General features: G+C 62.3%; 18 protein-coding genes and 1 tRNA gene. 8 read left to right on the top strand and 11 right to left on the bottom strand.

Annotated features, from left to right (window positions below):
• Positions 1-53: 53 nt before the first annotated feature.
• Both CEW87_RS11120 and CEW87_RS11115 read left to right on the top strand, forming a co-directional pair.
• Positions 54-1,001 (top strand): HprK-related kinase A, encoded by a 948-nt coding sequence (locus CEW87_RS11120; RefSeq protein ID WP_108950822.1) that lies wholly within the window; start codon positions 54-56, stop codon positions 999-1,001.
• Entirely contained in the window at positions 940-2,076 is a 1,137-nt protein-coding gene (locus CEW87_RS11115; protein WP_159098145.1) for a nucleotidyltransferase family protein, read from the top strand. The genes CEW87_RS11120 and CEW87_RS11115 overlap by 62 nt, the downstream gene beginning before the upstream one ends.
• 42 nt (positions 2,077-2,118) lie before the next feature.
• On the opposite strand, the gene grxD is transcribed toward CEW87_RS11115, so the two are convergent.
• The 4 genes from grxD to hemA form a co-directional block, all read right to left on the bottom strand.
• Positions 2,119-2,445, bottom strand: a complete 327-nt coding sequence (gene grxD, locus CEW87_RS11110; RefSeq protein WP_108973035.1) for a Grx4 family monothiol glutaredoxin — start codon at positions 2,443-2,445, stop codon at positions 2,119-2,121.
• 88 nt (positions 2,446-2,533) lie between these two features.
• Positions 2,534-3,370 carry a peptide chain release factor N(5)-glutamine methyltransferase gene (gene prmC / locus CEW87_RS11105; RefSeq protein WP_108973033.1) on the bottom strand — a complete coding sequence of 279 codons (837 nt, stop codon included), beginning with the start codon at positions 3,368-3,370 and terminating at the stop codon, positions 2,534-2,536.
• Between the two features lie 2 nt (positions 3,371-3,372).
• Positions 3,373-4,452, bottom strand: a complete 1,080-nt coding sequence (gene prfA / locus CEW87_RS11100; RefSeq protein ID WP_108973031.1) for a peptide chain release factor 1 — start codon at positions 4,450-4,452, stop codon at positions 3,373-3,375.
• A gap of 54 nt (positions 4,453-4,506) precedes the next feature.
• Positions 4,507-5,760 (bottom strand): glutamyl-tRNA reductase, encoded by a 1,254-nt coding sequence (hemA, locus tag CEW87_RS11095; protein WP_108973029.1) that lies wholly within the window; start codon positions 5,758-5,760, stop codon positions 4,507-4,509.
• Between the two features lie 344 nt (positions 5,761-6,104).
• On the opposite strand from hemA, the gene CEW87_RS11090 reads away from it, so the two are divergent.
• Complete coding sequence (locus CEW87_RS11090) at positions 6,105-10,925, top strand: NAD-glutamate dehydrogenase (protein ID WP_108973027.1); 4,821 nt, start codon at positions 6,105-6,107, stop codon at positions 10,923-10,925.
• A gap of 42 nt (positions 10,926-10,967) precedes the next feature.
• Here CEW87_RS11090 and CEW87_RS11085 read toward each other — a convergent pair whose 3' ends face one another.
• Complete coding sequence (locus tag CEW87_RS11085; protein ID WP_108973025.1) at positions 10,968-11,429, bottom strand: DUF3429 domain-containing protein; 462 nt, start codon at positions 11,427-11,429, stop codon at positions 10,968-10,970.
• 206 nt (positions 11,430-11,635) lie between these two features.
• Between CEW87_RS11085 and CEW87_RS11080 the strand changes: the two genes are divergently transcribed.
• From CEW87_RS11080 to CEW87_RS11070, 3 genes are read left to right on the top strand one after another with little or no spacing between them, the layout of a single operon-like run.
• Entirely contained in the window at positions 11,636-11,779 is a 144-nt protein-coding gene (locus tag CEW87_RS11080; RefSeq protein ID WP_108973023.1) for a DUF2256 domain-containing protein, read from the top strand.
• Positions 11,776-13,065, top strand: coding sequence for a DASH family cryptochrome (locus tag CEW87_RS11075; RefSeq protein WP_108973021.1), 1,290 nt, complete (start codon positions 11,776-11,778; stop codon positions 13,063-13,065). Before CEW87_RS11080 ends, CEW87_RS11075 begins: the two co-directional genes overlap by 4 nt.
• Entirely contained in the window at positions 13,062-14,588 is a 1,527-nt protein-coding gene (locus CEW87_RS11070) for a cryptochrome/photolyase family protein (protein WP_108973019.1), read from the top strand. Before CEW87_RS11075 ends, CEW87_RS11070 begins: the two co-directional genes overlap by 4 nt.
• 212 nt (positions 14,589-14,800) lie before the next feature.
• On the opposite strand, the gene CEW87_RS11065 is transcribed toward CEW87_RS11070, so the two are convergent.
• A tRNA-Phe gene (locus CEW87_RS11065) sits at positions 14,801-14,876 on the bottom strand.
• Between the two features lie 150 nt (positions 14,877-15,026).
• Between CEW87_RS11065 and CEW87_RS11060 the strand changes: the two genes are divergently transcribed.
• Complete coding sequence (locus tag CEW87_RS11060) at positions 15,027-15,680, top strand: response regulator transcription factor (protein ID WP_108973018.1); 654 nt, start codon at positions 15,027-15,029, stop codon at positions 15,678-15,680.
• A 3-nt stretch (positions 15,681-15,683) separates the two neighbouring features.
• Entirely contained in the window at positions 15,684-17,096 is a 1,413-nt protein-coding gene (locus CEW87_RS11055) for a sensor histidine kinase (protein WP_108973016.1), read from the top strand.
• Positions 17,097-17,189: 93 nt separating this feature from the next.
• Here the strand turns inward: CEW87_RS11055 and CEW87_RS11050 are convergent, their stop codons facing one another.
• The 5 genes from CEW87_RS11050 to groL form a co-directional block, all read right to left on the bottom strand.
• Positions 17,190-18,908, bottom strand: coding sequence for a cation acetate symporter (locus CEW87_RS11050; protein WP_108973014.1), 1,719 nt, complete (start codon positions 18,906-18,908; stop codon positions 17,190-17,192).
• On the bottom strand, positions 18,905-19,213 hold the full coding sequence (locus tag CEW87_RS11045) for a DUF485 domain-containing protein (protein WP_108973012.1): 309 nt from the start codon (positions 19,211-19,213) through the stop codon (positions 18,905-18,907). Before CEW87_RS11045 ends, CEW87_RS11050 begins: the two co-directional genes overlap by 4 nt.
• Before the next feature lie 173 nt (positions 19,214-19,386).
• The gene (locus CEW87_RS11040; protein ID WP_108973010.1) at positions 19,387-20,871 is read right to left on the bottom strand and encodes a sensor histidine kinase; all 1,485 of its coding nucleotides are present in this window, start codon (positions 20,869-20,871) and stop codon (positions 19,387-19,389) included.
• Entirely contained in the window at positions 20,846-21,532 is a 687-nt protein-coding gene (locus CEW87_RS11035; protein ID WP_108973008.1) for a response regulator transcription factor, read from the bottom strand. The genes CEW87_RS11040 and CEW87_RS11035 overlap by 26 nt, the downstream gene beginning before the upstream one ends.
• Before the next feature lie 313 nt (positions 21,533-21,845).
• Complete coding sequence (gene groL, locus CEW87_RS11030; RefSeq protein WP_108973006.1) at positions 21,846-23,498, bottom strand: chaperonin GroEL; 1,653 nt, start codon at positions 23,496-23,498, stop codon at positions 21,846-21,848.
• Between the last annotated feature and the right edge of the window lie 22 nt (positions 23,499-23,520).

The raw sequence follows: 23,520 nt of genomic DNA, 5'->3' as shown, positions 1-23,520 counted from the left end.
TGCAAACGCACCCGAACTGCTGCTATATGAAGATCTAGCAAGGGCAGGTTTCATTGAGCACCCCGACACCGTTCGACAAACTCGCTAATATCGACGAATCGAGAACTATCGCAGCGCTTGGCGGACCAGGTCTGATTCTCGACCTTGGCCCCTTGCTCGCGAGAGTTCGCGTGCGCAACCGTCAGGTTGCCCGGCAACTCCTAAGCCTCTACGGTGAGTTTCCCTCCACCCTCGAAGATGGCTTTGCTCACCTCGATGTAGAAGTCGGCCGCAGACCATGGCCGACAAGCCTGTTCAAACCGCAAGCCCGCTTCATCAGCGACGGCCACGAACCATTTGTCCCCCTACCCGAAGCGCACGCACTTCCGCTCATTGAGTGGGGCATGAACTGGACGATCGCAACCAGGGTCCCAAACTTCCTGATCGTCCACGCTGCCGTTATCGCACTGGACGATCGGGCAATCGTGCTGCCCGGAATCCCGGGCGCAGGGAAAAGCACCCTCTGTGCCGCGCTTGTCGCAGCAGGCTGGCGCCTTCTTTCCGATGAATTCGCGCTGATTCACCCCGATACGCTACAGATACATCCCATTCCGCGCCCGATCAGTCTCAAGAACGCCTCGATCGACATTATTCGCGCCCGCTGGCCGGACGCCTGGAGCTCCCCTCCCGTCCTCGATACGAGCAAGGGTTCTGTGTCACTATTCCGACCACCGACTGAAAGCGTGCATTCGATGAAACGCACCGCTTCGGCAACGAGCGTGATTTTTCCGAAGTACGCTTCCGGAAAAGACCTGAGTTTCGAGGCAATTCCAAGAGCACGCGCCTTGGCAAGACTCTCTGAGCACGTGGTCAACTTCACCGAACTCCCACGCAAACATTTCGGCGTAATGGACCGCTTGTTCAAATTTTGCCAAGCGGCCGACCTGGAGTACTCGGACCTTGACCAAGCCATCAGCCATCTTGGATCACTTATCCGGTCGGACAATGAGCAGAATGCTTGAAGAAGTTCTACTGGAGCCCTCACGCAGCCTCAAGCTGAGTCTCACGGAATGGGACCAACTCATTGCCAGCGCCCGCTCTGCGCAATTGCTCGCGCGCCTGGCTTGGCTCATGCGAACACACGAACTTGGACCTGCACTCCCCGAGGTGATATCCGACTTTCTGCTCGCCCATGAGGCACTTGCAGACGCACAGCATGAAGCCGTTCACCTGGAAGCTCACGAAATTCTTCGAGCGGTAGCAAAGACAGACTGCCCCGTCATTTTCCTGAAAGGCAGTGCTTACGTCCTGTCCGGCCAGCCCGTCAGGCATGGACGCTTGCTCGGGGACATCGACATCATGGTTCCCCGCAACCAGATCGCTGATGTCGAACTGATGCTGAAGCTCAGCGGCTGGAGCAACGCACATCATTCGCCGTACGATCAGCGCTACTATCGCCAGTGGATGCACGAGCTTCCCGCGATGATCCACCGGACCCGTGGCGTCGTGCTCGACGTGCACCATACGATTCTGCCACCCACGTCTCGCTCACAGCTGAACGCCGGAAAGCTGTTCAGTCACGCCAGGCCTCTCGATGGGCTGCACAATGCATTCGTTCTGAGCGAGATCGACTCGCTCATACATTGCGCCACACACCTGTTTCACGAAGGCGAGTTCGAAAAAGGCCTCCGCGACCTTCACGACTTCCACCTACTTCTTGAAGCAGCAATAGAAAGTGGCCTTGACGAATCGGGACTCGCCGAGCGCGCCAGGGAACTTGATCTTGCCTGGCCGCTTTACCTCGCACTCCGATACAACCAGCGGATTTTTGGCACTTCAGTCGCGGCGCGTGCGTTGGAGTTGCTCCACAAGAGCTGCACGCCCTCGCAAGCGCGAGTGCGATTGCTGGACAGTCTCTACGAGCGCGCACTGCGTGCCCATCACCCCCGCGCCCAAAATACCAATTCGGGGTTTGCGCTGTGGTTGCTGTTCGTGCGGTCACACTGGTTGCGCATGCCGCCCCACCTTCTGACCTACCACCTGAGCCGCAAGGCGATCACGCGAATGATGGGCAGCAGCAGCGAAGGGCATGGCTGACAGAGCAATCTGCGCACACCCCGCTGCTTAACACTCTCAGGATCAGGCTTCGACGATACCTGCATCCTTCAGCATCTGCTGCATCTCGCCGCTCTGGTACATCTCACGCATGATGTCCGATCCGCCGACAAACTCGCCGTTAACGTAGAGCTGCGGAATGGTCGGCCAGTTGGCGAACTGCTTGATGCCCTGGCGGATGGCTTCGTCTGCGAGCACGTTCACGGTGTGGAGATTCTTCACGCCACATGCGCTGAGAATCTGCACTGCGGTCGACGAAAAGCCGCACTGCGGGAACTGCGGCGTACCCTTCATGTAGAGCACGACGGGGTTGGTGGTGACTTGTTCGCGGATGACGTCCTGAGTGTCCATTTTTCGTACCCGTAAAAGTTGAGTTAAATAGTCGGGTAAATTTTAGGCCTGCGTCTGCCGACCGTCAATGACTCAGACAACAACGGCGTCAGACGCGGCCAAGCCAGCGTCCGCCTGATACCCGTTCGATACCGGCAAGATCCTTCCACGAGGCAATCGCAGCAAAACCCGCATCTGCCAGCAGACCCCGCACGGCCGACGCCTGATCGTAGCCGTGCTCAAGGAAGAGCCAGCCCTCTGCCTCCAGATGGGCCGGTGCGCGGGCGACGATTTCTGCCAGATCATCGAGACCCGCAGGCCCGGCAGCAAGCGCGGTGCGGGGCTCGAAACGCAGGTCGCCCTGCTCCAGATGCTCATCGGCCGATGCGATATAGGGCGGATTGGCGACGATGAGCTGGAAGCGCTCCTCGCCCAGTCCGGCAAACCAGTCGCTTTGCACGAAGGACACGCTCGCCCCCAGACGCGCGGCATTGGCCATCGCCACCCACAGCGCCTCGCGCGAGCGGTCGATTGCGGTGACATCCGCGCCCTCGAGTTCGAGCGCAAGCGTAATGGCGAGCGCGCCCGACCCCGTGCCCAGATCGAGCAAACGCGCTCGCTGCATGCCCGAAACATGTGCCACGGCCAGTTCGACCAGCAGTTCGGTATCCGGGCGGGGAATCAGCACGGCGGGGGTGACCATGAATTCGCGCCCGTAGAACTCGCGCTCGCCGGTGAGGTAGGCCACGGGCTCGCCGGCTACGCGGCGCTCGACCAGCTCGCGGTAACGGGCCCAGTCTTCGGGCTCGAGCCTGGTCTCGGGCCACGCGATCAGGCGCGACGCCGGGCACTGGAGCACGTGGCGCAACAGCACACGCGCCTCCATCAGGTCGATGCGCTGCTTTGCCCAGCCGAGGGCTCCGGCGATGTCGGTCATCGCGCTCATGCTCAATCGTCCGCCAGCGCGGCAAGCAGATCTGCCTGGTGCTCGAGCACCAGCGCGTCGATCAGCTCGTCCAGATCGCCTTCCATGACCGCATCGAGCCGGTAGAGCGTCAGGTTGATGCGATGATCGGTCACCCGGCCCTGCGGAAAGTTGTAGGTGCGGATGCGCTCTGAGCGGTCACCGCTGCCAACCAGACTTTTCCGGGTTGCCGCCTCGGAGGCCTGACGGGCGCGCAACTGGGCATCATTGAGCCGCGCCGCCAGCACCGCCATGGCCTGCGCCTTGTTGCGGTGCTGCGACCGGTCGTCCTGACACTCCACGACCAGCCCGGTGGGTACGTGGGTAATACGCACGGCGGAGTCGGTCTTGTTGATGTGCTGGCCGCCCGCGCCGGAGGCACGGAAGGTGTCGATGCGCAGATCGGCAGGATTGATCTCGATGGCGTCGAGTTCGTCCGCCTCCGGCATGACCGCCACCGTACACGCCGAGGTGTGAATGCGGCCCTGGGTCTCGGTGACCGGGATACGCTGTACCCGGTGCCCGCCCGACTCGAACTTCAGCTTCGAGTAGGCACCGTTGCCCACCACCCGCGCAATGACCTCGCGGTAGCCACCGAGATCGGATTCGTTCGCCGACACGATCTCGACCTTCCAGCGCTGGCGCTCGGCAAAGCGGGTGTACATGCGCAGCAGATCGCCGGCAAACAGCGCGGCCTCGTCGCCGCCCGTACCGGCGCGGATCTCCAGAAAGAGGTTGCGCTCATCATTCGGATCGCGCGGCAACAGCGCAAGCTGGAGTGCATCTTCGAGTTCGGCAATGCGCGCCTCACCCGACTCCAGCTCCATTCGGCCCAGCTCACGCATCTCGGGGTCGTCGAGCATCTCGCGCGCCGTTGCGCAGTCGGCTTCGGCCTGGCGACAGGACTGGTACAGCGCGACCACCGGTTCGATTTCGGAACGTTCCCGCGACAGATCACGGAACGCGTTCATGTCGCGCGCACCATCCTCCGACGAGAGCTCGCGATCGAGCTCTTCCAGACGCCCGGTAAGATGTTCCAGCTTGTCGCGAATGCTCTGCTTCATCGGATCAACGAGATGCACCCGGACGCCTCGGCGTCCGTGGCGGCCGAACTTCGGCTAGTGGTGAGACGGAAGATTGAAGAGTTGCTGAACGAGCCGCCCGGCCTCGGCATGCTGCTCGCCTTCGGACTGGTTCAGGAAGCGCGTGGGGCCGTGCATCAACTTGTTGGTGAGGCCATGCGACAGCGCCTCAAGCACCTGCTGCGGGTCATCGCCCCGAGCGAGCAGACGGAGCGCGCGCTCAACCTCGGCTTCGCGAACGCCCTCAGCGTGCTGACGCAGTGCGCGGATGGTCGGCACCGCACCGCGGACCTGCATCCAGTGCAGGAAACCATCGACGCGCGTATCGATGATGCCCTCGGCCTCGATCACGGCCTGCTGCCGCGACTCCATGCCTGCGTCGACCACCTGGGCCAGGTCGTCGACCGTATAGAGGAAGACATCATCCAGCCCCGCGATCTCTGGTTCAATGTCGCGCGGCACGGCAAGATCGACCATCACCATCGGGCGATGACGGCGCGCCTTGACCGCACGTTCGGCCATGCCCAGGCCGACGATCGGCAAGGGCGAGGCCGTACAGGACACAACGACGTCGAAGCGCGGCAGCATCTCGCCGATGCGGTCGATGCGCATGGTGTCCGCGCCGAACCGGCCGGCCACCGCAAGTGCGCGCTCCTCGGTGCGATTGGCAACCGTCATCGACTTGGGGTTTGCGCCAGCAAAGTGAGCCGCACAGAGCTCGACCATCTCGCCCGCACCGATGAACAGCACGTGCTGGTCGGACACCTGACCAAAAATGCGTTCGGTGAGGTTGACCGCCGCCGCAGCCATCGACACCGTATTGGCCCCGATTGCCGTCGTCGAGCGCACTTCCTTGGCAACGGCGAAGGTGCTCTGGAACAACTTGTGCAGCAAGGTGCCCATGGTCCCGGCCTGCTCTGCACGCCGAACGGCATCCTTGACCTGCCCGAGAATCTGGGGCTCGCCAATCACCATGGAATCGAGCCCGCTCGCCACCCGGAATACATGTCTGATGGCGTCGCGCTCGGGATGCGAGTAAAGATAGGGGGCAACCTCGTTGAGCGGCAGCCGATGGAAATCGGCAAGCCAGTCGGCCGCGTGCTGCGGTTGCTCGGCGGCAAAATACAGCTCAGTGCGGTTGCAGGTGGACAGAATCGCCGCTTCGCGCACGGCCGACCCCTGCGTCAGGTCATGCAGCGCCTGGTCGAGCCGCTCAGGCTGAAACGCCACGCGCTCACGAATGGCGAGCGGTGCGGTATGGTGATTCAGGCCGAGAGCGTAGAGTTGCATTCAGGAAGTGGGGCCAAGCGTCAGGGCGAATTATATCAAACCGAAAATGCAGCCAAGAATGCGCTAAATCAAGCGTTTCCGGGAACGCCAAAAGAAAACGGGCCAGCACTCATGGTGGCCCGCTCGTTCCAGCCTCAAGCGAAATCACACTCACCGACGCGCTGCGCCGGCCGTGCTCTGATCGGGTGATTATAGCGCAAACACCAACTTCCCCCCCTCGCCAGAGTGGGGTAGGCTCATTGAATAAATGAGCCTACCGGCCACGAAAAGAACATCAGGTGCACACAGACTGCACCACGCCGGAGGCCATCCAGGCATGTTCAAACAACGAGGAGACAGCCGTGATGCCCGCATCCACCGACGCAGCCAGCAACAGCCAGATCGAAGACGTCGTGGCACTGATCCACGCAAAACTGCCCGCTGACCAGGCCGAAGCAGCTGAACCATTCGTTCGCAAGTACTTCAGCCAGGTCGATGTCGATGACCTCGCCGAGCGCGACGTCGCCGATCTGTACGGCGCGGTGCTGAGCCACTGGCAGTTTGTGCGGCAACACGACGATGGCCTGAAGCTGCGGGTGTACAACCCCCGTATCGACGAGCACGGATGGGAGTCCACCCACACGGTCATCGAAATGGTCGGCAAGGACATGCCCTTCCTCGTCGATTCGATCGGCATCGAGGTCAATCGGCAGGGACTCACCCTGCACCTGATCATTCACCCGGTCATCCCGGTGATACGCGATGCACAGGGACTCCTCGTCAGGGTTGCGGATGCAGCCGATGAAGACGGCGCACACTACGAGTCGATCATCCATGTCGAAGTCGACCGCCGCACCAATCCGGACGAACTGGATGCGATCCGGACCGGCATCACCCGCGTGCTCCAGGATGTGAACGCCGCAGTTGCCGACTGGCCGGCCATGAAACAGCGTCTCGACGACGTGATTGCCGAAACTGCCACCACCACGGCCCCGGAAACCCCGGAGGACATCGCCGAAGCCCACGCCTTCCTGGAATGGATGGCGGATGACAACTTCGTGCTGCTCGGCTGTCGCGACTACGATCTGGTCAGCGAAGCCGGTGAAAACGAGTTGCGCATTCGCAGCGGCTCCGGCATCGGCCTGCTGCGTGAATCGGGCGACAGCCTTCAATCCCAATCATTCGCGGCCCTGCCGCCCCAGCTCAAGGCGCAGGCCCACCTCCCAACCCTGCTGACCATCACAAAGTCGAATACACGCTCGACCATCCACCGTCAGGGCTATCTCGACCACGTCAGCGTCAAGACTTTCGACGCCGAGGGGCGTGTCACCGGCGAGCGTCGCATCATCGGCCTGCTCACCTCCACCGCCTACAACACCAACCCCAAACGCATCCCGCTACTCCGGCGCAAACTGCAGACCGTGATCGCACAGGCGGGCCTGCTGCCAGGCAGCCACGCTGGCAAGGCGCTGGCAACAATTCTCGAGCAGTATCCGCGCGATGAGCTGTTTCAGAGCTCGACCGACGAGTTGTTCAACACCGCGACCGGCATCCTCCGTCTCGGCGAGCGTCAGCGCATCCGTCTGTTCGTGCGCTGCGATGCCTTTGCCCGCTTCGTTTCCTGCCTGATCTACGTCCCGCGGGAGAACTACAACACCGAGCAGCGCAAGCGCATGCAGGCGGTGCTCATGGAGTCCTTTGCCGGCGTTGCATCCGAATTCGAGGTGCACTTCTCCGAATCCGCCCTGGCCCGGGTGCTGATTACCGTCCGCACCAAAGACTCGACGATTCCGCCCTTTGACGTACGCGAGGTCGAAGCTCGCCTGGTCAGCGTGGCGCGACGCTGGGAAGACGGCCTGCAGCAGGCCTTGCTAGAACATCACGGGGAAGAGCGGGGCATGTCGTTGTGCCGGCGTTACCTCAACGCATTTCCCGCCGGCTACCGCGAGGACTACGCTGCGCGCAACGCGGTGCACGACATCGAACTCATGGAGTCGATCGAGGCCAACGACGGTCTGGCCATGAACCTGTACGTGCCGCTTGAGGCGCCTGCCGGCCGCCTCCACTTCAAGCTGCTCTATGCGGATACGCCAGTCCCGCTCTCGCTGAGCCTGCCCATGCTGGAGCGCACCGGAGTCAAGGTGGTCGAAGAGCGCCCTTACCGCATCGAGCGCCAGGACGGCTCCCTGGTGTGGATGCACGACTTCGGCATGACCTTTGCCGGCGTCGACAAACTGAATCTGGAACAACTGCGACCGCTGTTTCACGCTGTGTTCCGGCGCGCCTGGCAAGGCGCGATCGAGAACGACGACTTCAACCGCCTGACCCTGCTGGCCAGCCTCGACTGGCGCGAGATCAGCATGCTGCGCGCCTACGCCAAGCACATGAAGCAGGCAGCCTTCACTTTCAGCCAGACCTACATGGAGCAAACCCTGGCCAACTACCCGGCGCTCACCGCGCAGCTGGCCAGGCTGTTCCGCGCGCGCTTCGACCCCGCCGGAGAGAGCGGACGCAGCGCCCGCTGCGAGCGTATCGTGGAAGAGATCAACGCCACCCTCGACAGCGTTGCGAACCTCGACGAGGATCGCATCCTGCGTCAGTTCCTGGCCATGATCCAGGCCACGCTGCGCACCAACTTCTACCAGCCCGGCAAGGACGGCGAACCCAAGCCCTACCTTTCGTTCAAGCTTGACCCCTCGCAGATTCCCAACCTGCCGCAGCCTAAGCCGATGTTCGAGATCTTCGTCTACTCGCCGCGGATCGAAGGGGTGCACCTGCGCGGCGGCAAGGTCGCACGTGGCGGCCTGCGCTGGTCGGACCGGATGGAAGACTTCCGAACCGAGATTCTCGGCCTGGTGAAAGCTCAGATCGTCAAGAATGCCGTGATCGTACCGGTGGGATCCAAGGGTGGCTTCGTCGTCAAGAACGCACCCACGAGCGGCGGTCGCGAAGCCATGCAGGCCGAAGGCATTGCCTGCTACCGCATCTTCCTGTCCGGCCTGCTCGATCTCACGGACAACCTGGTGCAGGGCAAGGTAGTACCGCCCGAGAACGTGGTCCGCCATGACGAGGACGACCCCTATCTGGTGGTCGCGGCCGACAAGGGCACGGCAACCTTCTCCGACATCGCCAATGGCGTGGCGAGCGACTATGGCTTCTGGCTCGGCGACGCCTTCGCCTCGGGCGGATCGGTCGGCTATGACCACAAAAAGATGGGGATCACCGCTCGCGGCGCCTGGGAATCGGTCAAGCGCCACTTCCGCGAGATGGGCATCAACACCCAGGAGGAAGCGTTCACGGTGGTGGGTGTCGGCGACATGTCGGGCGACGTGTTCGGCAACGGCATGCTGTTGTCGAAACAGATCAAGCTGCTTGCCGCCTTCGACCACCGCCATATCTTCATCGACCCCAGCCCCGATCCGGAAACCAGCTGGAACGAACGCGCCCGCCTCTTCGCCCTGCCGCGCTCATCGTGGGAGGACTACGATGCCAAGCTGATCTCCGCTGGCGGCGGAATCTGGCCACGGAGCGTAAAGTCGATCGCCCTGACCCCGCAGATGCGCGAGATCCTGGGTACCGACGCCGAGTTTCTGCCCCCCTCCGAACTGATGCGCTGCATCCTCAAGGCACCTGCCGACCTGCTCTACAACGGCGGCATCGGCACCTACATCAAGGCCAGCAGCGAAACCGACGCCTCGGTAGGTGACCGTGCCAACGATGCAATCCGCGTGAATGGCAACGAACTGCAGTGCAAGGTCGTCGGCGAAGGCGGCAATCTGGGGGCCACCCAGCTCGGCCGTATCGAGTTCGCACTGAAGGGCGGCCGCATCTGCACCGATGCCATCGACAACTCGGGCGGCGTGGATTGCTCGGACCACGAGGTCAACATCAAGATCCTGCTCAATGCGGTGATGACCGAGGGCGAACTCACCGAGAAGCAGCGCAACAAGCTGCTGCTTGAAATGACCGATGAAGTGGCCGACCTGGTCTTGCGCGACAACTACTTCCAGACGCAGAACCTGTCTGTCGCAAGAACCCGCGGCGTCGAACTGCTCGACGAGCAGGCGCGTTACATGCGCAAGCTGGGCAACGCCGGGCGCCTCAACCGCAAACTCGAGTTCCTGCCCTTCGACGAGGAAATCGCCGAGCGCAAGATTGCGCATACCGGCCTGACCTCCCCCGAACTCGCAGTGCTGCTGGCCTACAGCAAGATCGAGCTATACGACGCGGTGCTTGCATCGAATCTGCCGGAGGATCCCTTCATCTCGCAGGCCCTGATGCGCTACTTCCCGAAAGCCCTGTGCGAGCGCTACGCCGATCACATTCAGCGTCACCCGCTGCAGCGCGAGATCATTGCCACGCACGTCATCAACAGCATGATCAACCGCGTCGGCGCCACATTCGTAAGCCGCCTGCAGGAAGAAACCGGCGCGACCGCCCCTGACATTGTTCGCGCCTATCTGGCAACGCGGGAGGTGTTCCACCTGGTCTCGCTGTGGGAGGAAATCGAAGCGCTCGACAACCAGGTGGCGGACGCCGTGCAGACGGCCATGATCATCGACTCCAGCCGTCTCGTACTGCGCGGCACGCTGTGGTTCCTGCGCCATCCCGAACTCACCCGCGACCTCTCGGTCACGCTCGAGCGCTTCCGCCCCGGCGCGACCGAACTCGCCCACACCCTGCACGAGGTCGTCACCCCCGCTTACCGCGCAGAGCTCGACCAGATGGCAGGCAGTTACATCGAACAAGGCGTACCCGAGTCACTTGCGCAACGGGTTGCGGGGCTCGGCGAGCTCTACTCGGCACTCGACCTGGTGGAAGTGGCTGCAGAAACTGGGCGCGCTCAGCAGATCGTCGCCAGCGTGTACTTCGCGCTCGGCGGTCGCTTCGACCTGCACTGGCTGGGCAAACAGATTTCCGCCCTGCCCGCCGAGACGCACTGGCAAGGCTTGGCGCGAACCGCACTGCGGGACGACCTCTCCGCGCAGGCGAGACACCTCGCCGGAAACGTCTTGCGCCTGTCGCCCGATCTGGACGACCCGGAGGCCCTGGTCGCCGCATGGGAGAACCAGCGCTGCACCCAGATCGAACGCAGCCGCCTGCTCTTTGCCGACATCAAGAGCTCGACCGTCATCGACATGCCGATGCTGTCGGTCACACTGAGGGAGTTGCGCAACCTGGCGTAACAGCACACAGCCCCGCGCCGGGATTCTGGCGCGGGGTTGCTGTCAGCGCCCCACCTGACCCAGCAGCAGGCTGACGGAAAGACACGCACACGCCACGACACTCAGCTGCAGGCGCAAAGGCAGATACCAGGCCGGCAACTCCGCGCGCCGTGCAAGGCGAAGATCCTGCACGTAATGGGCGATGAATCCGCAAACCAGGACGGGTACCGCAACGCTGTCTGCCAGCCAGATTGCCGGCCACGCCAGCAGCGCCGGCACCGTGCTCCAGACAAAGGCCTCCGTGCGTTGCGGGGCGGTAAGCCTTGAAAGGACCATTGCGAAGCCCCAATGCAGGGCGCCGACAAAGCTGAGGATCACCGCGCCGTACCCAATCAGGGCTTCACGGAAGAACGCGCCCCCATCAACATCGACAGCAAGCAGCGCCGTCAGCATCACGAATGGCAACAGGCCGCCATAACCCAGCCATGCAACCGCCTGCGGCCGGGAATCAGGAAACGAATTCATCAGACGCTCTCCACAACAGGGCTTGAAGCTCACTCTCGGCCGCTGACATACGTCCACGACAAATATTGAACATCAATCATAATTTCAGCTTAGGCGTTCTGATATTATGAACATCAATACGCTTTGTCCAGGACAAACAAGGATAACCATCGCTCTGCGCTCACATCGGCTGACCGAGTTCGACGCCTTCCTTGCTGTTGCAAACCATGCTCAAGAAATCCGATTTACCGACCAGGATCTGCGCGTGCTGCAGTCGTCCCTTCACCTGGCGAAAGAAGTGGGCGCGCTGCTGGGAAGAGGTCAAATACTGCTCCGTCCGCTGCAGCAGGCAGCGCAAGGCTGACGCATGACGCCCATCATCTACTGGTTCCGAAACGATCTGCGACTGCATGACAACCCCGCGTTCGAAAAGGCGTGCTGTCTGGCTGAGCAGAGCCGCTGCGAACTCGTTCCGGTCTACTGCCACGCAATCGAGCAGACAACCCGATGGGGTTTCACGCGAATTGGCCCGCACCGGCGCCACTTCGTCTCCACCGCCGTTGCCGGCCTCTCGGAGGCAATCACTTCGGCCGGCAGCCGCCTGATCGAACTGACAGGCCCTTGCGCTGAAGCCCTTCCGGGGCTGGCCCGATCGCTGGGTGCAGAAAGAATCGTCTGCGAAACCATCGCAGCGCCCGAAGAAGAGGACGAGGTCGCAGCCTTGCGCCAGGCAGGCATGATGGTCGATGAGGTCTGGCAATCCACCCTGCTCGAGCCCGGCACGCTGCCCTTCGCGAGCAAGGACCTGCCCGATGTGTTCACCGAATTTCGCCGCGTGGTCGAAAAAGCGGCAATCAGACCTCGGCGCCCCCTGCCGGAGCGCGACCGGCTTCCGCCCTTGCCAACGGGTTTGGTGCCCTCCCGGGCGAGCACAAGCATCCCGTCAATGACGCCAGATCCACGCGCCGCCTTTCCCTGCACCCGCCCGGAATATCACGGCAGCGAGTCCGCTGCCCTTGCGCACCTTCGACGCTACATGGCACGTCAGTTGCCACACAGCTACAAGTTGACCCGCAACAAGCTTGCCGGCCTCGACGACTCCAGCAAGTTCTCTCCATGGCTGGCAGTCGGCGCGCTCTCCGCCCCGCAGATCCATGCGCATCTCGTGACTTTCGAAGCCGAACACGGTGCCAGCGAGAGCAGCTACTGGCTGTGGTTCGAGCTGCTGTGGCGCGACTACTTTCGCCTGCTTCAGCGTAAATACGGCCGCCGTCTGTTCCGCGCCAGCGGGCTCAAGGGGAATGCGTCTCCGCCGCATGACACAAGCGCCTTCGAACGCTGGCGCTGCGGTCAGACGGGTCACGCCCTGATCGACGCCGGAATGCGGGAGCTTGCAGCAACGGGCTATATCTCGAATCGCATGCGCCAGATCGTGGCCAGCTATCTCATCCATGAACTCGGTTGTGACTGGCGCGCAGGTGCCGCCTGGTTCGAATCCTGCCTCATCGACTTCGACATCTGCAGCAACCAGGGCAACTGGCTGTATATCGCCGGCTACGGCACCGATCCGCGCGGAGGGCGCCGCTTCAACCCCGACAAGCAGGCGGCGGAACACGATCCCGACGGGAACTACCGCGCACTCTGGAGTGCGCCATGACAACGCTGCGCCTCATTCTCGGCGACCAGCTCAACCCTGGGCACAGCTGGTTCGCCACCACCTCTCCCGATGTGGTTTACGTACTGATGGAGATCCGCCAGGAGACCGACTACGTCCTGCATCATGCGCAGAAGATCATCGGCATCTTTGCTGCCATGCGAGACGTCGCCAGAACCTTGTCCGGGGCAGGACACCGGGTCGTCTATCTGGCCATCGATGCCCCTGAAAATCTCCAATCACTACCCGCCAACCTCGACATGCTGGTCAAAGAGCATGGCATCACCCACTTCGAGTATCAGGCGCCTGACGAATGGCGTCTCGACCGCCAACTCGCCGACTACCTGAAGCAGTCTGCGCTCAAGGGCGGCATGGTCGATAGCGAACACTTCTACACCACCCGCAATGAGGCTACGGACATCTTTGCACAGCGCAAGCAGTGGCTGATGGAGCATTTCTACCGCCAGATGCGCAGCCGGCACCAGGTGCTGATGACCGGCAACAAGCCGCTGGGCGGCAAGTGGAACTTCGACCAGGACAACCGCAAACCCTGGCCCGGCTACCCTGCAGAACCGACCGACCGCCGGCCTCGCCATGATCACACCGCCCTGTGGCAGACCATCGTCGATGCGGGCGTCGGCCACTTCGGAAACCCCTCGGCAGACCGCTTCACCTGGCCGCTGAACCGTGCGGAAGCCCTGCAGCAACTGGATGATTTCATCCGCGACGGCCTGCCCCACTTTGGCGACTTCCAGGACGCGCTCACCTACCGCGCGTGGCGCCTGTTCCACTCCTTGCTCTCATTCGCACTCAACACCAAGATGCTCAACCCGCGCGAGGTCGTGCAGCGAGCCGAAACCGCCCACCTCGAAGGCAAGGTGCCACTGCCTGCCGCAGAAGGCTTCATTCGCCAGATCCTCGGCTGGCGCGAATACGTGCGCGGCGTGTATTGGGCGAACATGCCTGACTACGTCAGCCATAACTTTTTCGGACACGACCGCCCGCTTCCATCGTGGTTCTGGACCGGCGAGACGCGAATGCGCTGCCTCGCCCACAGCATCAGCCAGTCGCTGGAACATGCCTATGCCCACCACATCCAGCGCCTGATGGTAATCGGCAACTTCGCCCTCCTCGCCGGCCTCGACCCGGTGGCCGTGCACCGCTGGTACCTCGGCATCTACATCGACGCCTTCGAATGGGTGGAACTACCAAACACGCTTGGCATGAGCCAGTACGCAGACGGCGGTGGCCTTGCGACGAAACCTTATGTATCGAGTGCAGCCTACATTGACCGCATGAGCGATTACTGCAAAGGCTGCGCGTACGACCGCAGCGCACGAACCGGAGAGAAGGCCTGTCCGTTCAACGCGCTGTATTGGGACTTCTTTGAGCGGAATCGTGTAGTACTTGAGACAAATCATCGGCTGGGGATGGTCTATCGGCAACTGGGGAAATTCGATGAGGCAGCACGCGACGCTATCCACCAACGTGCAGCCTCCGTGAGAACCGGGCTTGAGAAGCTGTGAATGCCGGAGTGCAGGATTCCAGAGCGAGACGCTGCCGTTCAAGAAGCTGCCACGCAGTCTTGTCGTCCAGCATGAATCCGCACTCTCTCTCTCGTCCGGGTGATAGAAAGAATTGGAGAACGGCAGCAAATTCGCCAGCATGACTCCCACGCGGACTTCCTGATCGTGAACGCAAAAACGCCGACCCAATGGATCGGCGTTTTTGCTTGTTCTGGTGGCCAGTCGCGGAATCGAACCACGGACACGCGGATTTTCAATCCGCTGCTCTACCAACTGAGCTAACTGGCCAACGAGGAGCGCATTATAGCGGAAGATTTTCTGTCGTCAATGCATAATCGCATTCAAATTCACTTGTTTCTTCTCCAGACGCATGCGCACCGTGTCAGCACAGCGTGCTGGTGCCGCGTTAGAGCGTGACCGACTCACCTTGAGACAACCATGCGCGTACTACTGGTCGAAGACGACCCCGAGCTGTCAGACGGCATCGCAAGTTTTCTGCGCGGCCAGGGCGATACCGTCATGCAGGAGAGCGACGGGATGCGCGCGGATCAGCTGCTGCAGGCGGAATCCATTGATTTCGCGCTGGTCGATGTCGGCCTTCCCGGGCTTGGTGGCTATGAACTGGTGCGACGCATTCGCAGCCGTCAGCAGGCGGTTCCGGTGATGCTGATCACCGCACGCGATGCCCTCGACGACCGCATCTACGGCCTCGACCTTGGCGCCGACGACTATCTGGCCAAGCCATTCCAGCTTGCCGAGCTCACAGCGCGGATGCGGGCGGTACTGCGGCGAGGCAAGTATGCGACAACGCAGTCGATTTCCTTCGGCCCCCTGACGCTCGACCTTGACGGCAGACTGGCTGCGCTGAACGGCGAACCGCTGAACCTCACCGCGCGTGAATGGACGCTGCTCGAAGCCCTTGCGGCAGCCGACGGCCGTACCGTACCCAAAGACCACTTGCAGGCAGACGCCAGCGGCAATGCAGTCGAAGTGTACATCTCGCGCCTGCGCCCCCGCCTCGAGCCTGCGGGCCTGCTGATCCGCACGGTGCGCGGCTTCGGCTACAGGCTGGAACTCGGCCCCGGCCACTAGGCCATGCAGACAAGCCTTTATCGGCGCCTGCTGCAGAACTTTGCCGGCCCTACCTTCCTGCTGCTGATTACGGCCGGAGGCATCAGCTACGGTATCGCGAAGAGCGTGATCGGTACCGCATACGACCAGAACCTGATCAACCTCGCACATGGGGCGGCAAACCATGTCCTGCTGCGGGATGGGCAGATCACGCTCGACCTCACGGGCGGCGCCGAGCAGGTCCTGCGGACGGACACCATCGACGACATCTACTTTCGCGTCAGAACCGGAAACGGAAGCATCCTGGGTGGTGATACGGACCTGCCCTCACTCGGCAGTGAGCGCTCACGCAACGGCACGGGTGCCACGGAGCTGCAGCCGAACGTCGAGAGCCTGCCCGCGCACCACCTCGCCGCACCGCAGTTCTTCGACAGCCACTATCGCGACACGCCGATTCGTGCCGTGCGCCTGCAGCAGACCCTCGGTCACCACACCATCTACATTACCGTTGGCGAGACGCTGAACAAGCGCCAGCAGGCACTAGAGCGCCTGCTGCTTGGATTCGGATCGGCTGCGGTCATGCTGCTGGCTGCGGCCACGCTGGCCGTACGCCTGGGCATTCCGTCCAGCCTGGCCCCATTGAAGCGGCTCGAAGATGAACTGCGTGGGCGCACCGGCACCGATCTTTCGCCGCTGTCGCCCGAGAGCGTGCCGCTGGAGATTCGCGAGGTCGTCCGCGCACTCAACGCCCTGTTCGACCGTCTGCGCGCGGCCAATACCGGACAGCGACAGTTTCTGCAGGATGCGGCACATCAACTGCGTACCCCGCTCGCCGGGCTGCAGATGCAGATTGAGCTGCTTGAGTCGCACCCTGCCGACGATGCCGCACTGGCGCGACTGAAGCGCTCCATTCAGCGGGTGACGCGTCTTGCCAACCAGTTGCTCGCGCTGGCGCGCGCGGAGGCCGGTGCGCAACTGATGGTCAATGCATCGACGGTCGATTTCGCTCATCTGATCGACGACATGGTCGAGGAGTGGCTGGAGAAGGCTGATGCGCGCTCGATCGACCTCGGCATCGCGCGCGAACCGGTCTCCATCGTCGGCGACCCTACGCTGCTGCGCGAACTGATCGCCAACCTGATGGACAACGCCTTGCGTTACACACCCGACGGTGGCGAGGTCTCGCTGCGCTGTGCGGCGGCGGACGGGATGCTTGAACTTGAGGTCAGCGACACGGGCCCGGGGATTCCGGAAGACCGGTGCGAAGCCGTCTTCGAGCGCTTCTATCGCCTGCCCGAAACGAGCCTGTCGGGAAGCGGCCTCGGACTGCCTATCGCACGCGAGATTGCGCGCTGTCATCATGGGAGCATCAGGATCTCCGCCTCGCCACGCGGCAAGGGCACGCGGGTGCAAGTGCGCTTGCCGCTGACGCAGTAAAAAAGGCTGCAGCGGGCATCACCCACTGCAGCCTGGTGTCTTGCAGCACGCTCACCGCAGACTCCTGCGAATGAGCGCACACGTTGAAGCACATCAGTGACCAGAAGCCCCCGACGCGCCGATGCCGGTCTCCGAGCGCACCTTCTGCGCCAGATAGCCCGCACGGTCGACCTTCGCACGCTCGCTGTTGTCCAGCACCGAGAACAGCCAGATTCCGATGAAGCCTGCCGCCATCGAAAACAGGGCCGGCGAGGTGTAGGGGAAGAGCGCCGAACCCTTGGGGTTGCCCAGCGTCGCTTCCCACACCGAAGGCGACACCACCGTAAGCGCAACCGCAGTGGTCAGACCGAGGAAGCCGCCGATGGCCGCGCCACGCGTCGTGCAATCCTTCCACAACACGGACATGAACAGCACCGGGAAGTTGGCCGATGCCGCAATCGCGAAGGCCAGTGACACCATGAAGGCGATGTTCTGCTTCTCGAAGGCAATCCCCAGCACCACCGCGACCACACCAAGCGCAAGCGTGGTAATGCGCGACACACGCAGCTCGGAAGCAGAGTCGGCATTGCCTTTCTTGAACACCGTGGCGTACAAGTCGTGCGAGACAGCCGATGCACCGGACAGCGTCAGACCGGCAACCACGGCCAGAATCGTGGCAAAAGCGACTGCGGAGATAAAACCGAGGAACACGTTGCCGCCCACCGCGTTAGCCAGGTGGATGGCCGCCATGTTGTTGCCGCCGATCAGACCGCCCTTCGCGTCAAGGAAGCCCGGATTGGTCGACACCAGCACGATCGCGCCAAAGCCGATGATGAAGGTCAGCACGTAGAAATAGCCGATCCAGGTGGTGGCCCAGAACACCGACTTGCGCGCTTCCTTTGCATCGGGGACGGTGAAGAAGCGCATCAGGATGTGCGGCAGGCCAGCGGTGCCGAACATCAGCGCCATGCCGAAGGAGATCGCCGAAATCGGGTCCTTGATGAAGGACCCTGGCCCCATGATCGCCTGCCCGAGAATCCCCGCCTCCTCGATCGTCTTGCCTGCAGCCACGGCAGTCGTTGCCTTGACCTGTACCGATGCGGCAAACAGCGCTTCCGGCGAGAAGCCGTACTGCGCCATCACCATGAAGGCCATGAAGGACGCACCGGCCAGCAGCAGGCAAGCCTTGATGATCTGCACCCAGGTGGTCGCCGTCATGCCGCCGAACAACACATAGACCATCATCAGCGCGCCAACGATGACCACCGCCATCCAGTACTCCAGACCAAACAGCAGCTTGATCAACTGGCCCGCGCCGACCATCTGCGCGATCAGGTAGAAGGACACCACCACCAGCGTACCGGATGCGGCAAAAGCCCGGATCGGGGTTTGCTTGAAGCGGTAGGCGGCAACGTCGGCGAAGGTGAACTTGCCCAGGTTGCGCAGCCGCTCCGCCATCAGGAAGGTGATCACCGGCCAGCCCACGAGAAAGCCGATCGAGTAGATCAGACCATCGTAGCCGCTCGCCATCACCGCGGCCGAGATACCGAGGAAGGACGCGGCCGACATGTAGTCACCGGCAATCGCCAGACCGTTCTGAAAGCCGGTGATGCCGCCACCTGCGGTGTAGAAGTCTGCAGCGGACTTGGTCTTGGCCGCTGCCCACTTGGTGATGAACAGGGTAAGCACCACAAAACCACCGAACATGCTGATTGCAGTCCAGTTGGTGGCCTGCTTCTCGGCCTGTCCGAGGTCGCCACCGGCCGCCAGCACGGCTGCGGACAAAAGGGCAAGCGCAACGCCGCCCAGAATATTCAGATGGCGGGCGTTCATTTGCCTGCCTCCCTGACGACTTCTTCAGTCAGCTTGTCGAACTCGGAGTTCGCACGGCGCACGTAGATGCCGGTAATGATGATCGTAAAGACGATCACACCAAAACCGACGGGGATACCTACGCTGGTCACACCTTCGCCAAGCCGGGCCGCAAGCACTTCCTTGTCGAAGGCGATGATCGCGATATAGCCGTAGTAGACGACCATCATGATCGCCGTCAGCAGCCAGCCAAATTTCGAGCGCGTGCTTACCAGGCGCTGATACTTCGGGTTGGCAATGATTTTTGCCACCGAATCGTTTTCCATGTCTCCCCCTCCATGCGGGCATTGATCGCACCGGGCATGCGCCCGGCCAGCGACAAGGTAGAGAGGGAGACTTACGACGAGCTTACGAAAACTCGTTTTTATTCTTTTATATCAATACCTTAATAGTTACTGAACAACAGCTTAACGCACAACCGGAAAACGCGTCGCTCCGCTCAGCCCAGTGGAAAATAGTCCCCGTGAACCGGCGGCGGCAGCTGCAGCTGGCTGCGCGGAAAGACGACCTGCGCGACGGTCCCCTGCCCCGCCGGATTGGGGCTCAGGCTGACCGTGGCGCGATGCAGCTCGGCAATCTCACGCACGATGGGCAACCCCAGCCCCGAACCGTCCGCGCCGCTGCCCAGCACCCGATAGAAGCGCTCGAATACGCGCTCGCGATCCGCCTCGGGGATACCCTCGCCGGTGTCCTCGACTTCGAAAATCGGCGCGCCGGCGTGACGGGTGCGTGCAGTCACGCTGCCACCGCGCGGGGTGTATTTGATGGCGTTGTCCATCAGGTTCTTGACCATCTCGCGCAACAGCACCGGGTTGCCCTCGACCAGCATGCCCTGCCCGCTGCTCTCCACCCCGAGATCGATGCCCTTGGCAAGCGCACGCGGGAACAGATCCTGCCCCACCTCACGCACCATCGCCTCGACATCGACCGGTTCGACCGCGTAGAGCTTCTCGAAGCTGGCCTCGGCGCGGGCAAGCGAAAGCAACTGATTGATCAGGTGCCCGGCGCGTTCGGTGCTGTCAGCGATCTGCGTCAGCGAATTACGCAGTTGCTCGGGGTCGCTCTCGAGCAGCGCCAGTTCGGTCTGCATGCGCAAACCGGTCAGCGGCGTGCGCATCTGGTGCGCGGCATCGGCAATGAAGCGTTGCTGCGCCTGCAGGTTCTCTTCAAGGCGGGCCATCATGTCGTTGAAGGCGATGATCAGCGGCCGCACCTCCTCCGGAACGCTGGCCGGCACGATCGGCGACAGGTCGGTCGGGCGTCGTCGCCGGATCAGGCTTTGCAGGCGGTTGAGCGGCGCAATGCCGCGCGTCAGCCCCACCCACACCAGTACCACGGCCAGCGGGATGATTGCGAACTGCGGCAGCAGCACCCCGGTCACCACCCGCGAGGCGAGGTCAGAGCGCTTGTTGCGGGTTTCGGCAACCTGCACCAGCACCAGCGGACTGGCAGGCTCCGGCCACGCGCGCAGAAACTGATAGGCGACCCTCACCTCCTCGCCATGGATGACCTCGTCGCGGTAACGCACCTCCTCACCCAGCACCGACGCGGGCGGCGCCACCCAGGGGATCTCGCGGTCACCGGTGATGGTCTCGCCGCCCTGATCTGCGACCTGATAGTAGACGGTGTCGTCCTGATCGGCCCTGAACAGCGCACGCGGCGGTGCCGGAAAATGCACCACCACCTTGCCATCCTCCACCTTGACCAGTCGCGCGAGTGCGCGCGCACTGTCGGCCAGCGCCCGGTCGTAGGGCTGGTTGGCGATGTTGTCGGCAACGTTGTGGGTGACGATGATCGAAATCGGCCACAGGAACAGCAAGGGCGCGAGCAGCCAGTCGAGGATTTCGCCGAACAGCGAGTTGGGCTGCCCGGGAGCGCGCTGCCCGGTCGGCTTGCGGTCAGGCCTTCGTAGCCGGGACAGCATCCGGATTTTCCAGGCAATAGCCCAGACCGCGAACGGTCACGATACGGACGCCACTATCCTCGAGCTTCTTCCGCAGTCGATGCACATAGACCTCGATCGCATTGCTCGACACTTCCTCACCCCAGCCACACAAGTGGTCCACCAGCTGGTCCTTGCTCACCAGCCGCCCGACCCGCAGGATGAAGACCTCCAGCAATCCGACTTCGCGCGCGGAGAGTTCGACCATCTGACCATTGATCTTGACCACATGATCGGCCTGATCGTAAGTCAGGTTGCCCACCTCGATACAGCGCGGCTGGCCGGTACCGCGCCGGGTATGAGCACGCACACGGGCCTCGAGCTCGGGCAAGGCGAAGGGCTTTGTCATGTAGTCGTCCGCGCCCGCATCAAGGCCGCGCACACGGTCCTCGACACCGTCCTGCGCGGTGAGGATCAGGACCGGTATTGCAGACTTGCGGCTCCGCAATCGCTTGAGCACCTCAATACCTGGCAACTTCGGGAGTCCGAGGTCGAGAATCAGCAGATCGTAGGGCTGCGAGGCCAGCGCTGCATCCGCGTCTGCACCATTGGCAACATGGTCGATTGCATACCCGCCACGTTTGAGCGCCCTGCCGATTCCGTCGGCGATGACTGGGTCATCTTCCGCGAGAAGAATGCGCATAGGATTCCGGATGTAAGTTGAATGTAAGCGGAACCCATTAAATTCAGTCCCGCTGTTCTCCTTTTACTCGGTCTTCGGGAACGCACGCGTTCAGCAGCGCACGCGTTCCGGGGAGCGTCGCGCGCATGGCGCCGATGCTCCCTGCCGTCTTTTCCTTTCTCCGCGATTATCCCACGCCTGAGTCATTGCGCGTAGCGCTTTGCCCCACGCGCGGTTGCGCCCGCCCGAATCCTCTGAGCCGCAGATCACGACAGGCGAAAAAAAGCCCCGCCGAAGCGGGGCCTTTGAGCTTGACCGTGAGGTCAGCGGGCAATTACATGCCCATACCGCCCATACCGCCCATACCACCCATGCCGCCCATGTCGGGCATGCCGCCACCAGCCTTGTCGTCAGCCAGTTCAGCAACCATGCAGTCGGTGGTGAGCATCAGGCCAGCAACCGAAGCTGCGTTCTGCAGCGCGGTGCGGGTCACCTTGGTGGGATCCAGCACGCCCATTTCGACCATGTCGCCGTACTCGCCGGTTGCAGCGTTGTAGCCGAAGTTGCCTTCACCTTCGGTTACGCGGTTCACCACCACCGAGGGCTCGTCGCCAGCGTTGGAAACGATTTCGCGCAGCGGCTGTTCCATGGCGCGCAGCACGATCTTGATGCCGGCGTCCTGGTCATGGTTGTCACCCTTGAGGCCGGTGAGGTTGGCACGAGCACGCAGCAGGGCAACGCCGCCGCCGGGAACGATACCTTCTTCAACAGCAGCACGGGTGGCGTGCAGTGCGTCTTCGACGCGCGCCTTCTTTTCCTTCATTTCGACTTCGGTCGCAGCGCCAACCTTGATCAGAGCAACGCCGCCGGCCAGCTTGGCCACGCGCTCTTGCAGCTTCTCGCGATCGTAGTCGGAGGTCGCTTCTTCGATCTGAACACGGATCTGCTTGACGCGTGCTTCGATGCGCTCACCGTCGCCGGCACCGTCGATAACGATGGTGTTTTCCTTGCCGACTTCGATACGCTTGGCCTGGCCCAGCTCTTCCAGCGTGCACTTCTCGAGGGTCAGACCCACTTCTTCTGCGATCACCTGGCCGCCGGTCAGGACAGCGATGTCCTCCAGCATGGCCTTGCGGCGGTCACCGAAGCCCGGAGCCTTGACGGCGCAGGTCTTGAGGATGCCACGGATGTTGTTCACCACGAGGGTCGCCAGCGCTTCGCCATCGACATCTTCAGCGATGATCAGCAGCGGACGGCCGGCCTTGGCAACTTGCTCCAGTACCGGCAGCAGGTCACGGATGTTGGAGATCTTCTTGTCGAACAGCAGGACGAACGGGTTGTCGAGGATGGCAACCTGCTTGTCCGGGTTGTTGATGAAGTAGGGCGACAGGTAGCCGCGGTCGAACTGCATGCCTTCGACGACGTCGAGTTCGTTGGCGAGGCTCTTGCCGTCTTCAACGGTGATCACGCCTTCCTTGCCGACCTTGTCCATGGCGCGGGCGATGATCTCACCGATGTCCGCGTCGGAGTTGGCGGAGATCGAACCGACCTGGGCGATTTCCTTGTTGGTCGAGCAGGGCTTCGACAGCTTCTTCAGCTCGTCGATGGTGGCGATGACAGCCTTGTCGATGCCGCGCTTCAGATCCATCGGGTTCATGCCGGCAGCAACGAACTTCATGCCTTCACGAACGATCGACTGAGCCAGCACGGTTGCCGTGGTGGTGCCGTCACCGGCGATGTCGGAGGTCTTGGAAGCAACTTCCTTGACCATCTGCGCGCCCATGTTTTCGAACTTGTCCTTCAGTTCGATTTCCTTGGCGACGGAAACGCCGTCCTTGGTCACGGTCGGGGCGCCGAAGGAGCGCTCGAGCACGACGTTGCGACCCTTGGGGCCGAGGGTGACCTTGACCGCGTTGGCCAGGGTGTTGATACCAGCAACCATGCGCTCGCGCGCGGAATCACCGAATTTGACTTCTTTAGCAGCCATTCTTTAGAACTCCTGAATTATT

The sequence above is a fragment of the Parazoarcus communis genome, from assembly GCF_003111665.1.
GTDB classification, from domain to species: domain Bacteria; phylum Pseudomonadota; class Gammaproteobacteria; order Burkholderiales; family Rhodocyclaceae; genus Parazoarcus; species Parazoarcus communis_B.
Note: the sequence above shows the minus strand (reverse complement) of the source record. Positions and strands in the feature narration are given on the sequence as shown.